Raw genomic sequence first — 15,901 nt, forward strand, 5'->3', positions numbered from 1 at the left:
GTGTTTTTAGGTCTTATCCCTCTGCACCAAATCCTTTACAGTCTCCACAGCCTTGTCTATTTCCACATCCCACCTTTCTCCTGTGTGTCTATTTTGGAGTTCCACCTTGCCTTCCTTTATCTTTCTGCCTACCACTATCCTGTATGGAAATCCGCACAAGTCCGCATCCGCAAACTTAAAGCCTGGGCTTTGGTCTCTATCGTCGTATATGGTTTCTATACCATGTTCCTGTGCGAGCATATATAGGTTTTCCGCCACCGCCTTTTGCTCTTGGTCTTCCATGTTTACGCATATTATGTCAAGCTCAAAGGGTGCAACCGAAGTGGGCCACTTTATTCCCTTTTCATCGTGATACTGCTCCACGATTGCAGAAATGCACCTTGAAATGCCTACACCGTAGCAACCCATTATGATGGGTTTTTCTTGTCCTGTGGGGTCTGTGTAGTAGGCTCTCATGGGCTCAGAATACCTTGTCCCAAGAAGGAATATATGTCCCAGCTCAAGACCTTTGCTTACCTTAAGGGAAGAGCCACACTTAGGGCATGGGTCGCCCTCTTCTACCTGACACACATCCACAAACTCTGCATATTCAAAGTCCCTCCCTGGGTTGGCGTTTATGTAATGATAATCTGGCTTATTAAAGGCTATTACCGCGTTCTTTAGTCCGTAGGTAGAGTTGTCCCAGTAGACCTTTATCTGAGGTGGAAGGTTAAAGGGTCCTATAAAGCCCTTGCTGGTTTTCAAAATATCTTGGACCTCCTTGTCTTCCGCCAGCCTAAAATTCTCCGTTCCCAAAACAGCCTCCACCTTATTCTCGTCTATGCTCCTGTCTCCCCTTATGAGGAACATGACGGGTTTTTCTCCATTTACCATATAAAGCACCGCCTTTACTATCTTCCTTGCAGGCACTCCAAGAAAAGAGGAGAGTTTTTCAATGGTGTCTGTGTTTGGCGTATGAACTTCCTTTAAAGGTAAAGGCTCTTCTTCCTCCTCTTGAGGCTTGGAAAGTCTTACTATTTCTGCGTTTGCTCCATAGCCACAGCTTTCACAGTAGGCAACTCTTGCCTCTCCGTAGGGAGTTAGAGCAACAAACTCATGAGAGCTTATTCCACCTATAGCCCCCACGCTCGCTTCCACAAGCAGTGTCTTTAGCCTGAGTTTTTTAAATATCCTATCGTAGGCAAACTTCATGCTTTCATAAGACATCATGGCGGAAAACTCATCTGGGTCAAAGGAGTAGGCATCCTTCATGATAAACTCCCTTCCCCTTATAAGACCAAAGCGAGGTCTTTTTTCGTCTCTGAACTTGACCTGTATCTGGTAAAGAACCAAAGGAAGTTGTCTGTATGAGTTTACAAAGGACCTAACAAGGTCTGTTATTTCCTCCTCATGGGTTGGTCCAAGACAGTATTCCCTGCCATTTCTGTCCCTTAGGGTAAAAAGCTCTCTACCATACAAGTCCCACCTTCCTGTTTCCTTCCAAAGCTCAGCAGGGTTCAATACGGTAAGCAAAACCTCCTGAGCTCCGCTCCTGTCCATTTCCTTGCGAACTATGTTTTCTATCTTTCTTAGAACTCTCACACCGGGTGGAGTAAGCTCATATATGCCTGCAGAGACCTGCTTGATAAAGCCAGCCTTCAGGAGTAGTTTATGCGATGGTGCTTCTGCGTCCGCCGGGTCTTCCTTTGAAGTATACCAAAAATACTTGCTCCAACGCATTTTGCTAATTATATCACTTAAGCAGGTCCATAACCTTCTTGATGCTTACCCTCATCCTCTCAAAGGATTCCGCCAGCTTGCCTATCTCGTCTTCAGACTTTACCTCTATGGGTTCATCCACATTGCCTTTGGCGATTTCCTCCGCCCTTCTTTGGAGCTCCTCCACGGGTTTGAAGACAAGCCTGTCCAGAGCTACCACAATAAATAGGGTTATTGCGAGGAATATGCTAAAGACAGCAAGACCTCTGATAAGTCCATTGAGCTGAGCACGTAGCAGTATGGCTTCAAAGGGCACAGATACCATAACCGCACCCACCAGCTCACCCACCTTCCAGTTAGGGTCATACTGAGGGTTATACTTGGCAACAAGGCTCTTGGGCATGGCCTCCCTTGTGGAGTGGCACTGCATACATCCAGCCTCTGCTACCTTTCCAAAGGCATGAACAAAATATCTCTGTCCATTCATCTCTATGACGCCCACATACTCCTTTTGGTTTGTGGCTTTCATGAAGTTGATTATCTTTGCCTCTTCGGGTTTTGGGTTGTTTTTTGGATTTATAGGGTTGTAGGCTACTTGTCTTAGTTGAAAATCTGGCATCTTTTCGTTGACCATGTTGAAGATGGAAGCGGTGAAAAAGCTGGAAGACTGGGCTTCCAAGATAAAGTCCTCTTGAACACAACCCTTAGCCCTCGCAAGGAAATCAAAGATAAGGGGTCTAAGTGTCTTTCTCACATACTCTCTTGAGCTATCGCTGAAGGTTATGGCTGCGTTCACCTTCTCTTCTGTGGTATAGACTGCCTTGTCTACCTCCGTTTTGTAGGTGTAAATGCCTGTTGCAAAGCCTGCAATAGCACCAAAAAGCAAAATGGGAAGGCTTATCTTCCATCTGATGCTTTTGGGCAGAAATCTTCTCATGATAACCACCTCCTTGTTTTTTCTATGAACCTCCTTGAATGTTTTTCATCGGGTATCTCCTCCGCAAGCCTTTGTATGAAATCTGGAAGCTTATCCTTCGGAAGCCTGTCTGGTGCAAGTCCCATTTTCTCAAAAACCCTCTTCCAAACAGCCACACCTATGGGACCGATTTCCTCCACAAAGGCATTCCTTATAGAGGAGAGTGTAGTGCTTGCTACAAAGCTCGTTTCTCTAACAGATAAGCTAAAATGCACATTTATAGGTCTGAGGTCTGTGTTCATTTCCAGGGTATAGAGGTTAATAAAGGGCACAGCTCCCTGAGGAAGATGAGCGGTTTCTTTTTCTATATGTCCAAGCCTGTTTAATGCCTTAAAGATAACATAATTTCCCCTCATCAGGCTGAAAAAACGCATTCCTTCGGTTAAAAAAATCTCCACAAGAAGGTATGAAGTGCCATATTTTTTTATCAGCTCCTTAATGTCCTGCAAATTACCACCCTTCACGTTCCCTACCCTTTTAAGACTATCAAGAGAAGCCAAAAAGTTCACAAACTCTGGCTCTGTTTGGAATACAGCCATGTAGGCATTACTTGGCTCTACCTGCAAGGTTGCCCCCTTTGACCAATTTTTACCGCTGATGAAAACTGGCTCTCCTCCAGAAAAGGCAATAAGGGGACCAAGCCCAGCCTCCTCACAGATTATCATATAGCCGTGCATTTGCATAAACCTTATGTTTTCAAGAACCTTGTTGGGGTCCGCATGAGAAAGCTGGATGGGTGCTATAAGCTCATGACCGTAGGTGATAAAGTTGTACGGGCTTATTCTGTCCTTAAGGCATTCCAAAAAAGCAAAGACTTCAATGGGTGATGTGGTATAAAGAGACAAAAAGCCCCTCTCTTGGTAGGCTTTATATCCTTCCACCTCTATCCTATTGCCAGCCCCATCTGAAAGGTATCTTATACCCGCCACTTCCCTCCCGCGCAGATAGAAGAGGTAGTCCTCCGCTTCCCAGTATGTTAGTTTCATAAAGCCTGTAAAGGACTTCTCCCTTATCTCCTCTTTCAAGGTATCAAACCTTATGGTGCTTATGTCTATGTCTTTATATAAGGGTGTTCCCCGCATATTTTCTTACCAATATATTTTTTATGACCTTTTGAAAGGTTTCTAACACTCCCTCCCCTCTTATTGCCACCGCTGGCACATAGTCTGTAGCCCAGGGGTTGAAGCGCACCTGCATGTCCTCTATTTCCATGGCGTCAGGTAGGTCCCTTTTGTTATATTGAACCACCACGGGGAACCTAAGCAAGTCCTCTCCCTGTTCCTTTAGAACCGCTGCGGTCTCTCTCATTACAAGAAAGTTTATCTTTTCTCTCTCTTTTGAGCTATCCACCACAAAAACAAGCCCATCCACTCCCTTCATTATGACTTTCCTGAGGGGATGAAGCCTGAATTGACCAGGTGTTGTAAGTATCTTTAATTCAAATTCATATCCATCAATGTTTATGGAGCTTACAAACATTTCCACAAAAAGCGTCCTTTGTTCTTCAGTTTCCATAACCACCATATCACCTTTAGTTAAATTCTTTTCCCTTAGTATTTCATACAGCTTTTTTACGTTAGTGCTTTTGCCAGCCAAGCTGGAGCCAAAATAAACTATCTTAAGCCTCATAAGGACCCCCCAAAACTCTATTCAGTTTTTCCTCAAGCTCCTTTATATCTATTTTTATCTGTTTTGATGGAACCATTTCCGCTTTTTCAAGGACTTCTTCAAGTTCCTCTCCAGCTTCTTTCAAAAAAAGCCTCACAGTGCCAAGAGCTACGCCCTTTCCAACTATAATACCGAGCAGGAACCTTGGTCGGATGTATTTTATGACCACATCCATGCTCTTACTTTCATACTGGAGAACTTCAAGGTCTTCCATCCTGAGGATTTTCCCCATCTCAACCGCAGCACCGAATATACCACTTATAAGAGTGGCTAAGAACTCCGTTTCCAAATCCTCCTCCTTCTGACCCTTTATGTCTATTATCCTTCCCGCATCGTCGGTAAGTATTATCACGCTGGCGGAGGTCTTATTTAGTAAGTTTTGCAGGACCATCCGCAGACGCCTTTTGGTTTCTGGGTCTATATCGTATTGAATTATATCAAGCTCCATATAGCTCCCTCCAGTTGGGATGATAGAGTATATTATAGTCCTATGATCAGGGAAGGGTGGGTTATTCTTGCCTTTGTGGTTATACTGGGTGCTATAGTCCTGCCCGTGCCCGCCCTTCTTCTTGACCTTCTATTGGCTCTTAGTATTACCTTTTCAATGACGGTTCTGGTGCTTACCACCTTCATAAAAGAGCCTCTTGAGCTTTCTGCCTTTCCTAGTATTCTGCTCCTTGGAACGCTTCTGAGGCTTTCTCTTAACATAGCTGCTGCGAGGAGAATACTCCTATACGGACACGAGGGAACCTCTGCCGCAGGGCATATCATAGAAGGCTTTGGCACTTTTGTGGTGGGTGGTGATGTGGTGGTGGGTCTTATTGTGTTTCTCATATTTATAGTTATAAACTTTGTAGTTATAACCAGAGGTGCGGAGAGGGTCTCCGAAGTGGCAGCGCGTTTTACCCTTGATGCAATGCCCGGAAAGCAAATGAGTATAGATGCAGACCTCAACGCAGGACTAATTACAGAAGAAGAGGCTAAAAAAAGAAGGGCTCAGCTTGAGCAAGAGGCAAGTTTCTTTGGTGCTATGGATGGTGCCAGCAAGTTTATAAGGGGAGATGCCATAGCAGCTTTGATAATACTCTTCCTTAGTCTTGTGGGCGGTCTTCTTGTGGGTTTGGTTTTTAAGGGTATGGGTTTCTCCGACGCTATAAGGACATACTCTCTCCTTACAGTGGGTGAGGGGCTTGCCAGCCAGATACCTGCCCTTATGCTTTCTACCTCTGCGGGTATAGTGGTCACCAAGTCCTCTTCAAGGGAGGAGATTGGCAGGGTGCTTTTCAAAGAGTTTTCAAAAGAGCCAAGGGTTTTTCTCTTTTCCTCTGCACTTCTTGTCTTTATGGGTTTAATACCGGGCTTTCCCAAACTTCCCTTCTTCTTCATGGCAGGTCTGCTCGGAGGGCTATACTATGCCCTAAGCAGGGCACTTAAGGAGGAAGAGCTGAAGAAACTTGAAGAGCTACTCAAAGAGCAGAAAAAAACACCTACGGAGAAGAGAGAAGAGGAGGTAATCACACAGCCAGAAACCATAGCCCTTGAAATAGGTTATGGACTTATTCCCTATGTGGATGAATCTCAAGGGGGAGATGTGCCAGAGAGGATAAAGACCATAAGAAGACAGCTTGCAAGTGAATATGGCGTTGTTATACCTCTTGTGCATATAAGGGACAATCTAAGACTTAGACCTCACCAGTATCGCATACTCATAAGGGGTATAGAGGTGGACTCTTATGAAATAGTGCCAGGGCACTGGCTTGCCATAGATTTGGGCAATGCCAGAGAGCCACTTCAAGGCATAGAGACCAAAGACCCATCCTTTAAGCTAAAAGCCTATTGGATAAGGGAAGACCAAAAGGAAAAAGCACAAAAGCTGGGATATATGGTGGTGGACATATCCACGGTTATGATAACTCACATAAGCGAGACTATAAAGAAAAACTTGCATGAAATACTGGGAAGGGCGGAGGTTCTTGAGCTTGTAGAAAACCTCTCAAAGAAGTATCCAAAGGCAGTGCAGGGGCTTGTGCCTGATGTGGTGCCTGTCTCTGTGCTTCACAGGGTGCTTCAAAACCTTCTCAGAGAGGGCATACCCATCAATGACCTTCTTACCATCCTTGAAACCCTTGCGGACTACATAGACCAAACAAGAGACTCAGACCTTCTTACAGAGTATGTTCGTCAAAGGCTTGCCAAGAGAATAACAAGACTTTATTCCACAAATGGAACCCTGTATGCCATGATACTGTCTCCAAAGGTAGAAACAAAGCTCACCGCCTTGGTGCAAGAGGGCAAGGAGGAGGAATTTTTAGACCTTCTTATAAATGGACTCTATCCGAAGCTCTCTCAGGAGGTCACAAAGTTTACCCAGTATCAGGCTATGCCCCTTCTTATAACCTCAAGCTCTATAAGGAGACACATAAGAAAGGTTCTTGAAAACTACATGCCAAACCTCATTGTGCTGTCTTATAATGAACTTGATAGGCAGTTAAACCTAAAGGTCATAGGTGTCATAGATGAAAATTAAAAAGTTGGTGGTGGACTCTCTTCAGGAGGCGGTGGAGGAAGTGAGAAGCCTATATGGTTCAGAGGCGGTGATATTATCCACAAGGGTTATAAAGCAAAGGTTATTGCCCTTTTTACCCTTCCCTAAAAGGTCAAAACTTGAGATAACGGTGGGTATACCAGACAAAGAGGACTTTGGAGAGGAGCTAAGAAAAGAAGAAACCTTATACCAGGAGATAAACAGGCTAAAGGAAAACCTAAAAGAGGTTATGGAGCTTGTCAAAAGACAGAGGGTGGAAAAGGAGGAGATAAGGAGGGATGACCTTGAGGGAGAATATTCCCTCAGAGCCTTATACCTAATGAATAAGCTCATAAACAGAGGAGTTTCAAGGGATGTGGCGCAGAAGATAGTAGAATCCGCATGCGGATATGACTTTGAACTAAAAAGGCTTGACCTAAAAGGGGAAAACCTTGAGTCTCTCATAGAAGGCTTTAGCAAAAGTCTAAGGCTTGTGGAAAACTTTCCAGAAGAAGGCTTTAATGTGGTCGCCCTTTTGGGTCCAACAGGTGTGGGTAAAACCACCACCATAGCCAAGCTGGCGTATAACCTAAAGCAAAGAGGTAAAAGGGTTGGGCTAATAACCATAGATAGCTACAGGACGGGCGCGGTTCAACAGCTTCAAACCTATGCCAACATAATGGAGCTTCCCTTTAGAACTGCGGACACACCTTATAGACTTAGAGAATGTATAGGAGAACTTTCTTCTTTGGATATAGTGCTTGTGGATACCGGTGGTAGAAGTCAGTATAATGAGGTCAAGTTAAAGGAGCTTGCATCCTTCTTTACAAAGCTTCCAGCACTTAAGGCGTACATAACCCTAAGTGCCAACACAGAAGAAAGGGTTCAGTATGAGATAATACAGAGCTTTAGCGTGGTAGAGCCTTCCGGTCTCATATTTACCAAATTGGACGAGACCAGCTACTTTGGGACTTTAGTCAATGTTGCCTACAGAACCCAGATACCTATCCTATGCCTTACAACTGGTCAAAGGGTTCCCGAGGATATGATTATGGCAAGTTATGAATACTTGGCTAAGATATTCTTAGAGGTGCAGTAATGGAGGCTCAGGCTCTTCATCTTATGAGAGTGGAAGGTAAAGAGAGGAAAACGGGATACATTGCGGTGGCAAGCGGAAAGGGTGGGGTTGGTAAAACGCTGATAACCATAAATATGGGAAGGATAATAGGAAGGAATGGCAAGAGGGTGTTAATAGTTGACGGAGACCTTGGGCTTAGCAATGTGCATATAATGCTTGGGATAACTCCAGCAAAGAATTTGTATCACTTCTTTATGGGTGAAGTGTCCCTTGAAGAGGTAGTAGTTCCTGTGGAAGAAAACCTTGACTTTATCTCCAGCGGTAGTGGAGTCAGAGAGCTTGTAAACCTGCCACCTGCACAGCTCAGAAACCTCATATACAAACTACAAGAATACGCAGAGAAAAACTATGAGTGGGTGATATTTGACACACCACCAGGCATACATTCAGACACCACAGCCCTCGTTTCCTCTTCCCACATACCTGTAATAATAACCACTCCAGAGCCCACCGCTATAGCGGACGCCTACGGGCTCATAAAGGTGCTAAACCAAGAGGAGAAGGTGAAAGAGTTTTATGTGCTTGTGAATAAGGTTAGTAGCGATGAGGAGAGCCTTAGGGTTTACGAGAGCATAAGGGTAGTGTGTGAAAAGTTCACATCCGCAGAGACCAAATACCTTGGAGGCATAAGGTATAACCCTAAAATGATAAGGAACATAGTAAACCAAAATCCCTTCAGTGAGGATCTGACAAAGGACCTTACAAAGGCATTGCTTAGACTACCTCTTGATATAAAACCTTACGCTCCAAGTTTCTGGGAAAGACTATTATCAAAACTGAGGAGATAAGCATGGTGCTGGGAATTATAGGCTACGGCAATATGGGAGAGAGCTTTGCTAAGGCTCTAATAGGTCATGTGGAGGTGCTTGTATACGATGTGAGTGAGGAGAAAAGGTCAAAGGCACTTTCTGAGGGTTTTGGGGTTGCTTCTGACCTTGAGTTTCTTCTAAAGAATTCCAATTGGCTTTTGGTGGCGGTAAAGCCAAAGGATGTGGAAAGGCTCTTAGAGAATTTAAGGGGAAAGCTTGACCGAAAGATTCTCATAAGTCTTGTGGCTGGGCTTTCTCTTGAGAGGATAAGGGAGCTTTCTGGAACTTCAAGGGTCATAAGGCTTATGCCAAACATAAACGCTCTTGTAGGAAAGGCGGTCATAGCCTTTGTTTGTGGTGAGGCTATAGAAGAAGGTGAAAGGGAAAAGTTCATATCTCTTTTTTCTCACTGTGGAAGTCTTTATGAACTTGAGGAAAGCCTTTTTGACGCCTTTACCGCCCTTGCAGGCTCTGGTCCTGCCTTTGTCTTTAGCTTTATTCACGCTCTTTCTCTTGCTGGCGTGCTTGAGGGGTTTTCCTATGAGAAGGCAAAGGCTATAGCCATAGACATGGTGCTTGGCTCTTGTGAGCTACTCAAAAGGCTTGGTGGAAACCCAGAGGAGTGGATAACAAGGGTTGCCTCTCCCGGCGGGACGACCATAGAAGGTATAAAGGTGCTTGAAGAGAGAGGCTTTAAGGGCATAATAATGGAATGCGTGCGAAGGACCTCAGAGAAGGCAAAGAAACTCTAATATTTTCCTTACAAAAAGGAAGGGCAAGGCTTGCCATAAAAAGGTGGCAAGAGGACAGCGATGTGCTAACTCTTAAGCAAGTGCATTCTGCGAGGGTCTATCTGCTCTCAGAGGCAGTTGAAGGTTTGGAGGGAGATGGCATAATAACCCAAACCCCTGGGTTAAAGATAGGTATTAGGACTGCGGACTGCGTGCCTCTTGCCTTTCTTGGAGAAAAAACTGTGGCGGTGGTGCATGCAGGCTGGAGAGGTCTAAGGGAAGGCATAATAGAAAAAACCCTTGAAATACTCTCAAGCCTTGAAAGACTTGAAAACTTCCTCGCCTTTGTGGGTCCCTCTGCGAGAGCCTGCTGTTATGAGGTGGGTGATGAGTTCAAAAATTACTTTGTGAGCCTACATTACAAAAGTGGCAGGCACTACATGGACACCCAAAGGGAGACCATCCTAAGGCTAAAAAAAGGCGGAATAGGACGGATTTTCCAGTATGGTGTATGCACCATATGCCACCATAGCCTACCCTCATACAGAAGAGACAAAACGCAAGAGAGAATTTTAACCCTTGCGGAACTTGTTGCCTAAGAAGAGAAAAGGTTTAGAATATTCTATGGTATGGACTATATACTTGAAAGAAAAGTCAGAGAGCGTGCACCTGCATACTTTGGAAGGTATTTTAGAAGGGTAAAGGTGGTCCCTATAGAGGAGTGGTCAGAGAAATTGGAAGATGCTCTGGATGGTGGGCTCATAAGTGAGGAAGAAAGGAAAGACGCACTAAACCTTGATGCATTAATAAGGGTGAAATCTGAAGATGGTAGAAACCTTCTTCTTGCAGTGGAAGTATCCCACACACTTGAGGACAAGGATGCAGATAGGGCTCTCAAAAGGGCTAATGTTATTGCAAGGGTATATGGCATAGAGACCATTCCTGTGGTAATTGGAGCATATGTTCCAGAAGGCTTGCAGGACAGACATCCAAAGGTGCTTGTAGTTCAGGTTTCAGATGATAACTAAGAGAACAGTTGGAGAGGTTTTTTCCTCTGTAAGCAGAAAGTATGACTTTTTTCTAAACCTAATAACCTTCAGGAGAATAGAGCATTGGCAAAGAGACCTGTTGAGTATGCTAAGTCCAGAGGGTAACAGACTTGATGTTGGCACCGGCACGGGCGAAGTTCTTTTAAAGTCTCAAAACAAGGGCATGAGGGTAGGAATGGACCTGTCCCTTGAGATGCTAAAGCTGGCAAAGTCCAAGTGTAAGGTTTGTAAGTTTGTGGTAGCGGATGCAGAGAATATGCCTTTTAAAGACTCTTCCTTTGGCTCTATAACTCTATCCCTCGTATACAGGCATCTTTTAGATAGAAAAGCCTTTTTAAGAGAAGCCTACAGGATTTTGGAAAAGCACGGACAAATTGCTATGCTTGACATAAACCGCTTTAGTTTAACGCCTATTCTTATATTCCTCATGAAGTATCCACTAAAACCCTTGGGACTTCTCCTCTTTGGCAGAGAAAAGTGGGACTTTTTTATCCACTCTTTGGAAAACTCCTTGAGTATTGAGGAGGTGAAAAAGGAGTTTGAGGAGGAGGGCTTTGAGGTTCTGGAGGTCCAAAAAAGGCTTTTTGGACTTGTCTACCTTATCCTTTCCAGAAAGAGGTGAGCTTTTACAGTTTTTGCTTTTTCTTTTTCTTTTAGCCTTTAGCCTTTGGAGGGTAGAGAGAGAAAACAGATATCTTTGGTTCAAGGACGAGGGTATTGTTTGGCTAAGGCTTGAGGGAGTGCCAATAGAAACAGACAGGGGCTTGAGGTTTAGGGCAAAGGTAGTGGGTGGAGACCTTCCAGACATATACGGTAGGACTGCCTTTGTAAACATATACGGTCTCAAAGACCTTCCGGCAGATTCCTTTAGCCTCTACGCACATGTGAAGGCGGAAGGCTCAGAGCTTTTCATCAGCGGTAGCTACAGGGACATAGAGGACATATTTTCTGAAAAGACCTTGAGGAAGTCCTACATAGACCGTGTTCAAGAGAGAATACAAGACCCGCAGGTGAGAGCCTTTGTGCTTACATACCTTCTTGGCGAAGCCCGTGAGAGCCTTCCTCAAGACCTTCAGTATTACTTTACCAAAACGGGTCTTATTCACCTTCTTGTAATATCTGGCTTTCATGTGGGAATGGTTTTTCTCCTTCTTAGGTATCTCCTACCCTATCCTTACGGTTTGCTTTTGGGTGTTGTGGGTGTGAGCCTTTATGTGCTTTTGCTTGTTCCTAAGGAAGCTCCAGTTCTTAGGGCAGGGCTTATGCTTTCGCTTTGGGTCTTAGTGAGGCTTTCTGAAGGTAGACCAAACTCTCTTGGCATACTGCTCTTTTCTGGTTCTCTCTTGCTTTTGTATAGACCTGAGTTTTCCCAGTCCTTTTCCTTCTGGCTTTCCTTCTTTGCGGTCCTCTACATAATTCTTGGTCTTAGACTTTTGCCTTCGGAAGGCTCATGGGTATACAGAAACTTGGGACTACCCTTTGGAGTTTCTCTTTTTGCCTTTCTTGGAGTGTCTCCTCTATTGCTTTCCTTTACCCATACAAGTCTTGGCAGTGTGCTTTTTAGTCCCCTTGTGGGCTACATGCTACTTCCCTTTACCGCCTACGGAGTTTTGGAGCTTATCACCTTCTTTAGCCTTCCCACCCTTCCTTTGGAGCTCATGGGTAAGGCTGTCATACAGGTAGTGGAACTGCTTTCAGTTTTTGACTTAAGGGTAGGTTTTGACCTGTCTGTAGGAAGCTCCTTTGCAATAAGCACTCTTGGAGCTTTTCTGCTATACCTTTTGTCCCTTGTGTCTTGGCGACCAGTCTCCGAAAATATTGACATTTATACCTAATAATGGTAATTTGTTGCTTGAATTGTTTCACACACAAACTCACAAACAAAAGCTATAATATCCCTATGTATAGGGCTATTGAAGTCTCTTGCCCTACCACAAAAAGAAAAAGCACCCTTATAGCTCATGTCCTAAAGCTATACAGAAAAACCGCTGAAATAATAGCAAACTTCCAGTGGTCTCTTTTCTTCAAAAATGGCTCTTTTAACAGAAAAGCTAATATAAAACACTTAAACTGCCCACTTTCAGAAAGGTTCAAGTCCACTATCCAATACCATGTGGTAGTCCCTACACTGGAAAGTTTTATTGCCAATGTCCAAGAAAGGTTCAAAGAGATAGTCCTTAGCTCTACTCTTCCTGAAAAGACAAAAAGAGTTCTCCTTTATATCAACTCCAGAGAGGAATGGCTTATTCCAAAAAGTGAGAAAGCCCTGTGGATAGATAAAGACAAAAACAAGCACGAGTATGAGATAGTCAAAGAAGAAAGAATGCTTGCTAAAAAGATATTCAAGCATATTCTCAAAAGCTGGAAAAAGCCAAGTTTTAGAGGTGTTTCTATGCTTTTAGACAGCAAGTGTGCCTTGCTGGAAAGACCAAAGAAAGCAAAAGGCTTTGACTTCTGGATAAGACTGTCAACTCATGAAAAGAGAAAGCCTATATATCTGCCTGTGAAACTTCATGAATACTTTGAGGAAAGAGGTGGAAAGCTAACAAGCATGGTTCAGATAGCAGAGGATGGCAAACTAAGGCTTGTGAAGGAGATAGAGAGGAAGGAGATAACTCTCAGTGGAGAGGTAGCTCTTGACTTTGGCATGGAGTGTTTTCTTGTTTCAGACAGAGGAGACCTCTTTGGCAGGAAGTTTTACAGCAAGGTCAGAGAGTATGCGGATAAGATAGACAGAATTCAAAGGGAGATGCAAAGGAGAGGAAAAAAGCCAACAGAGAGCAAGAGGTATTTAAGACTTCAACACAGGCTAAGTGAGTATGTGAAGAACGAGGTAAGGAGGGTAATAAACAGGGTTATAGAGCTATACAGACCACGAAGGCTTGTGCTTGAGGACTTGAGAGGATTTCTGCAAAGGGTAATAAACAACTTCCCAAAATCAGTAAAGCGAGTGCTTATAAGGTTTGGGCTTGGGGAGATAAAGAAGAAGTTAGAGGAAGTGAGAGAGGAATATGGCATAGAGGTCGTGTATGTAAATCCTGCCTATAGTTCACAAGCATGCAGTAATTGTGGGTATGTAGACAAAGAGAATAGGAAGACAAGGAGTGAGTTTGAGTGTGAGCTATGCGATAAAAAGCTCCATGCGGATGTGAATGCAAGCAGGAATCTACTTAGCCGTGCTAAGTGGAGCTTGCATTTACGCAGGATGGAGCAAGCCCTTATCAAGCAGGTAGAGGAGTTTATGGCTCGCCTGTTTGATGAGCGGTTTAAGTGTCTTTGGAGTAAGGCACTGGGATTGATTGAAAGAAATCCATACTTTCAGTCAGTCCCTAAACCCGAGGTGTGGATAAATGTCCCTAAAAGGGATATTTGTCTAGGCTAAGGGATACTCTTTATAATATAATTCCATGACAACTTCCGAGCTTGCTAAGCTCATCAATGCCAAACATTTTGGAAAGCCTGCCTCTTTTAGTGGTTTTTCCATAGACAGCAGAGAGGTGCAAGAGGGTCAGCTGTTCGTGGCAACAAAGGGTAGGGTTCATGACGGGCATGACTATGCTCTGCAGGCAATTCAGAAAGGAGCAGTGGGGGTTATATGTGAGAGAGAGCTTGGACTACCTAAGGATACTCCTCAAATAGTGGTGGAAAGTTCCTTGGAAGCTTTAAGAAGGTTTGCAAGTTGGAAAAGGGAAAACTTCAAAGGAAAGGTAGTTGCCATAGCAGGGTCTGCGGGTAAAACTACCACGAAGGAACTTACCGCCTTTTTGCTTTCAAGGGTAGGGAAGGTTTGCAAAACGCCCAGAAACTACAACTCTCAAATCGGTGTTCCTCTTTCTATAGCTAACTTTGAAGGGGACTGTGATTTCTGGGTTGTAGAGATGGGTGCAAGCCAAAAGGGGGATGTTAAAAGGCTCGTGGAACTGGTAAAGCCACACATAAGGGCAATAACCGCCATAGGTGAGGAGCATCTTGAGACCTTTGGATGCCTTGATGATGTGGTGCTTGGAAACGGCGAGGTATTCTACCAGATGCGAGAGGAAGACCGTGGCGTATGCCCTGCTTATGTATCTCACTGCTACCATATACCCAGAAAGTTGGTCTTCGGAGATGGCAGGTTCAAAGCGGAAGACCTAAAGCTTTCCGAAGAGGGTGTTAGCTTTATAGTGGACGGAGTGCAAGTCTTTATTCCAGTGCCAAGTCTTGCGATAGTAGAGAACGCCCTCTGTGCCCTTGCCATACTTGAGGCTTTGGGGATAGACTGGAAGGGTCTTTGTGGACACCTTGCAAACTTTCATCCAGTGGAAGGTCGCTTTCGTATCCTAAGGAAGAGAGAGATGACCCTGATAGACGATACTTATAACGCAAACCCTCCTTCCATGAGGATGGCTCTTAGAAGTTTGAGTTTTTTCAAAACTAAAAAAATTGCAGTCTTAGGTGACATGTTAGAGCTTGGAGCGGGCTCTGAGAAATACCATAGGGAAGTGGGAAGACTTTGTGTGGAGCTAAGCATAGATGTGTGTCTTTTCTTGGGAGAGAATATGAGACATGCCTACGAAGAGTGCAAAAGGCTTAAGGAAGAGTGCTTTTTCTTTGAATCCCATGAGCAAATTCTTCATTGGCTTCTTGAGAATGTTCATGAAAAAGCGGTTATACTTTTTAAAGGTTCAAGAGGTATGAACATGGAAAAGTTGGTGGAGGGAACTCTTAATGGCAGACCTTGTTGATGTTTATAAGATACTTGAGGGTGGCGTCCTCTTCCATACAAGGCTTGAGAAACTCAAATATCAGGAAGGCAAGCTCTACTTAGGCATAACACCCCTCGTCAGAAGGCTAATATTGACTGGGGATGTAGTAAACCTTGGGTATATGAACTTCATGCTGCCGGGAAGGGTTGTAGGTAAAAACGAGCATATCATAGTGGACATCTTCTACGCCGGCGAAGGGAGGCTTGGAGACAGAAGCAAACCAAGGGTCCCAGTTCAAAGGGACCAAACTTTTGTGGTTCTTCTTAAGATAGAGGGGGTCTTCCGTGCTTTTGCTCCTATTGATATATCGGAGGGTGGCTTTTCCATTGCGGTAACAGATGTATCTATTGTGCCTAACATGTTAAACAAAAGTTTAGACTTTAAAATTACGGGTAGGGAGGAGCTTTCTGGAGTATCTGGCACTGCGAGGCTCGTGGGTATAATGGAGGAAAGCACATACAGTTCAAAGCTCGCATTTGAGATAGATGTTGATGATGCAAATTCCACAAAGATAAGGCTATACGTTGTAAACACTATTAAGAGGTTGCTGAGTGGTGCTTGAC

Annotated in this window: 16 protein-coding genes; 11 read left to right on the forward strand and 5 right to left on the reverse strand. The window is 44.2% G+C overall.

Annotated features, from left to right (window positions below; all coding sequences use genetic code 11):
• Positions 1-6: 6 nt before the first annotated feature.
• Genes G3M65_RS05095 through G3M65_RS05115 form a run of 5 tightly spaced genes read right to left on the reverse strand, consistent with a single transcriptional unit; the run spans position 7 to position 4,790 of the window.
• A complete protein-coding gene (locus G3M65_RS05095; RefSeq protein WP_173833510.1) occupies positions 7-1,719 on the reverse strand; it encodes a proline--tRNA ligase in 1,713 nt (570 codons plus the stop codon).
• Between the two features lie 13 nt (positions 1,720-1,732).
• Complete coding sequence (locus G3M65_RS05100; RefSeq protein WP_173833511.1) at positions 1,733-2,635, reverse strand: Tll0287-like and HAMP domain-containing protein; 903 nt, start codon at positions 2,633-2,635, stop codon at positions 1,733-1,735.
• Positions 2,632-3,756 carry a DUF8082 domain-containing protein gene (locus G3M65_RS05105; protein WP_173833512.1) on the reverse strand — a complete coding sequence of 375 codons (1,125 nt, stop codon included), beginning with the start codon at positions 3,754-3,756 and terminating at the stop codon, positions 2,632-2,634. Before G3M65_RS05105 ends, G3M65_RS05100 begins: the two co-directional genes overlap by 4 nt.
• On the reverse strand, positions 3,734-4,303 hold the full coding sequence (locus G3M65_RS05110; RefSeq protein ID WP_173833513.1) for a GTP-binding protein: 570 nt from the start codon (positions 4,301-4,303) through the stop codon (positions 3,734-3,736). Before G3M65_RS05110 ends, G3M65_RS05105 begins: the two co-directional genes overlap by 23 nt.
• Positions 4,293-4,790: a roadblock/LC7 domain-containing protein gene (locus G3M65_RS05115; RefSeq protein WP_173833514.1), complete on the reverse strand. Its 498-nt coding sequence runs from the start codon at positions 4,788-4,790 to the stop codon at positions 4,293-4,295. Before G3M65_RS05115 ends, G3M65_RS05110 begins: the two co-directional genes overlap by 11 nt.
• Positions 4,791-4,832: 42 nt before the next feature.
• On the opposite strand from G3M65_RS05115, the gene flhA reads away from it, so the two are divergent.
• The 11 genes from flhA to G3M65_RS05170 all read left to right on the forward strand — a co-directional run bounded on the left by flhA (position 4,833) and on the right by G3M65_RS05170 (position 15,900).
• Complete coding sequence (gene flhA, locus G3M65_RS05120; RefSeq protein WP_173833515.1) at positions 4,833-6,869, forward strand: flagellar biosynthesis protein FlhA; 2,037 nt, start codon at positions 4,833-4,835, stop codon at positions 6,867-6,869.
• Entirely contained in the window at positions 6,859-7,965 is a 1,107-nt protein-coding gene (locus tag G3M65_RS05125; RefSeq protein ID WP_173833516.1) for a flagellar biosynthesis protein FlhF, read from the forward strand. Before flhA ends, G3M65_RS05125 begins: the two co-directional genes overlap by 11 nt.
• Entirely contained in the window at positions 7,965-8,792 is an 828-nt protein-coding gene (locus G3M65_RS05130; RefSeq protein ID WP_173833517.1) for a MinD/ParA family protein, read from the forward strand. The genes G3M65_RS05125 and G3M65_RS05130 overlap by 1 nt, the downstream gene beginning before the upstream one ends.
• A gap of 2 nt (positions 8,793-8,794) precedes the next feature.
• Entirely contained in the window at positions 8,795-9,565 is a 771-nt protein-coding gene (gene proC, locus G3M65_RS05135; protein WP_173833518.1) for a pyrroline-5-carboxylate reductase, read from the forward strand.
• Entirely contained in the window at positions 9,526-10,143 is a 618-nt protein-coding gene (gene pgeF / locus G3M65_RS05140) for a peptidoglycan editing factor PgeF (RefSeq protein ID WP_173833519.1), read from the forward strand. The genes proC and pgeF overlap by 40 nt, the downstream gene beginning before the upstream one ends.
• A 30-nt stretch (positions 10,144-10,173) precedes the next feature.
• A complete protein-coding gene (locus tag G3M65_RS05145; protein WP_173833520.1) occupies positions 10,174-10,572 on the forward strand; it encodes a hypothetical protein in 399 nt (132 codons plus the stop codon).
• Positions 10,562-11,215 (forward strand): class I SAM-dependent methyltransferase, encoded by a 654-nt coding sequence (locus G3M65_RS05150; RefSeq protein ID WP_254426320.1) that lies wholly within the window; start codon positions 10,562-10,564, stop codon positions 11,213-11,215. The genes G3M65_RS05145 and G3M65_RS05150 overlap by 11 nt, the downstream gene beginning before the upstream one ends.
• On the forward strand, positions 11,178-12,428 hold the full coding sequence (locus G3M65_RS05155; protein ID WP_173833521.1) for a ComEC/Rec2 family competence protein: 1,251 nt from the start codon (positions 11,178-11,180) through the stop codon (positions 12,426-12,428). The genes G3M65_RS05150 and G3M65_RS05155 overlap by 38 nt, the downstream gene beginning before the upstream one ends.
• Positions 12,429-12,493: 65 nt before the next feature.
• On the forward strand, positions 12,494-13,975 hold the full coding sequence (locus G3M65_RS05160) for an RNA-guided endonuclease InsQ/TnpB family protein (RefSeq protein ID WP_173833522.1): 1,482 nt from the start codon (positions 12,494-12,496) through the stop codon (positions 13,973-13,975).
• Positions 13,976-14,000: 25 nt separating this feature from the next.
• Positions 14,001-15,317 carry a UDP-N-acetylmuramoyl-tripeptide--D-alanyl-D-alanine ligase gene (locus G3M65_RS05165; protein ID WP_173833523.1) on the forward strand — a complete coding sequence of 439 codons (1,317 nt, stop codon included), beginning with the start codon at positions 14,001-14,003 and terminating at the stop codon, positions 15,315-15,317.
• Positions 15,301-15,900, forward strand: coding sequence for a DUF8089 domain-containing protein (locus G3M65_RS05170; RefSeq protein WP_173833524.1), 600 nt, complete (start codon positions 15,301-15,303; stop codon positions 15,898-15,900). The genes G3M65_RS05165 and G3M65_RS05170 overlap by 17 nt, the downstream gene beginning before the upstream one ends.
• Position 15,901: the final 1 nt, after the last annotated feature.

The sequence above is a fragment of the Hydrogenobacter sp. T-8 genome, from assembly GCF_011006175.1.
Classification (GTDB): Bacteria; Aquificota; Aquificia; order Aquificales; family Aquificaceae; genus Pampinifervens; species Pampinifervens florentissimum.

What these genes read in the sequence shown, in the direction of transcription:
- G3M65_RS05095 (WP_173833510.1), bottom strand. Translation starts at nt 1,719, where the DNA reads ATGCGTTGGAGCAAGTATTTTTGGTATACTTCAAAGGAAGACCCGGCG.
- G3M65_RS05100 (WP_173833511.1), bottom strand. Translation starts at nt 2,635, where the DNA reads ATGAGAAGATTTCTGCCCAAAAGCATCAGATGGAAGATAAGCCTTCCC.
- G3M65_RS05105 (WP_173833512.1), bottom strand. Translation starts at nt 3,756, where the DNA reads ATGCGGGGAACACCCTTATATAAAGACATAGACATAAGCACCATAAGG.
- G3M65_RS05110 (WP_173833513.1), bottom strand. Translation starts at nt 4,303, where the DNA reads ATGAGGCTTAAGATAGTTTATTTTGGCTCCAGCTTGGCTGGCAAAAGC.
- G3M65_RS05115 (WP_173833514.1), bottom strand. Translation starts at nt 4,790, where the DNA reads ATGGAGCTTGATATAATTCAATACGATATAGACCCAGAAACCAAAAGG.
- flhA (WP_173833515.1), top strand. Translation starts at nt 4,833, where the DNA reads ATGATCAGGGAAGGGTGGGTTATTCTTGCCTTTGTGGTTATACTGGGT.
- G3M65_RS05125 (WP_173833516.1), top strand. Translation starts at nt 6,859, where the DNA reads ATGAAAATTAAAAAGTTGGTGGTGGACTCTCTTCAGGAGGCGGTGGAG.
- G3M65_RS05130 (WP_173833517.1), top strand. Translation starts at nt 7,965, where the DNA reads ATGGAGGCTCAGGCTCTTCATCTTATGAGAGTGGAAGGTAAAGAGAGG.
- proC (WP_173833518.1), top strand. Translation starts at nt 8,795, where the DNA reads ATGGTGCTGGGAATTATAGGCTACGGCAATATGGGAGAGAGCTTTGCT.
- pgeF (WP_173833519.1), top strand. Translation starts at nt 9,526, where the DNA reads ATGCGTGCGAAGGACCTCAGAGAAGGCAAAGAAACTCTAATATTTTCC.
- G3M65_RS05145 (WP_173833520.1), top strand. Translation starts at nt 10,174, where the DNA reads ATGGACTATATACTTGAAAGAAAAGTCAGAGAGCGTGCACCTGCATAC.
- G3M65_RS05150 (WP_254426320.1), top strand. Translation starts at nt 10,562, where the DNA reads ATGATAACTAAGAGAACAGTTGGAGAGGTTTTTTCCTCTGTAAGCAGA.
- G3M65_RS05160 (WP_173833522.1), top strand. Translation starts at nt 12,494, where the DNA reads ATGTATAGGGCTATTGAAGTCTCTTGCCCTACCACAAAAAGAAAAAGC.
- G3M65_RS05165 (WP_173833523.1), top strand. Translation starts at nt 14,001, where the DNA reads ATGACAACTTCCGAGCTTGCTAAGCTCATCAATGCCAAACATTTTGGA.
- G3M65_RS05170 (WP_173833524.1), top strand. Translation starts at nt 15,301, where the DNA reads ATGGCAGACCTTGTTGATGTTTATAAGATACTTGAGGGTGGCGTCCTC.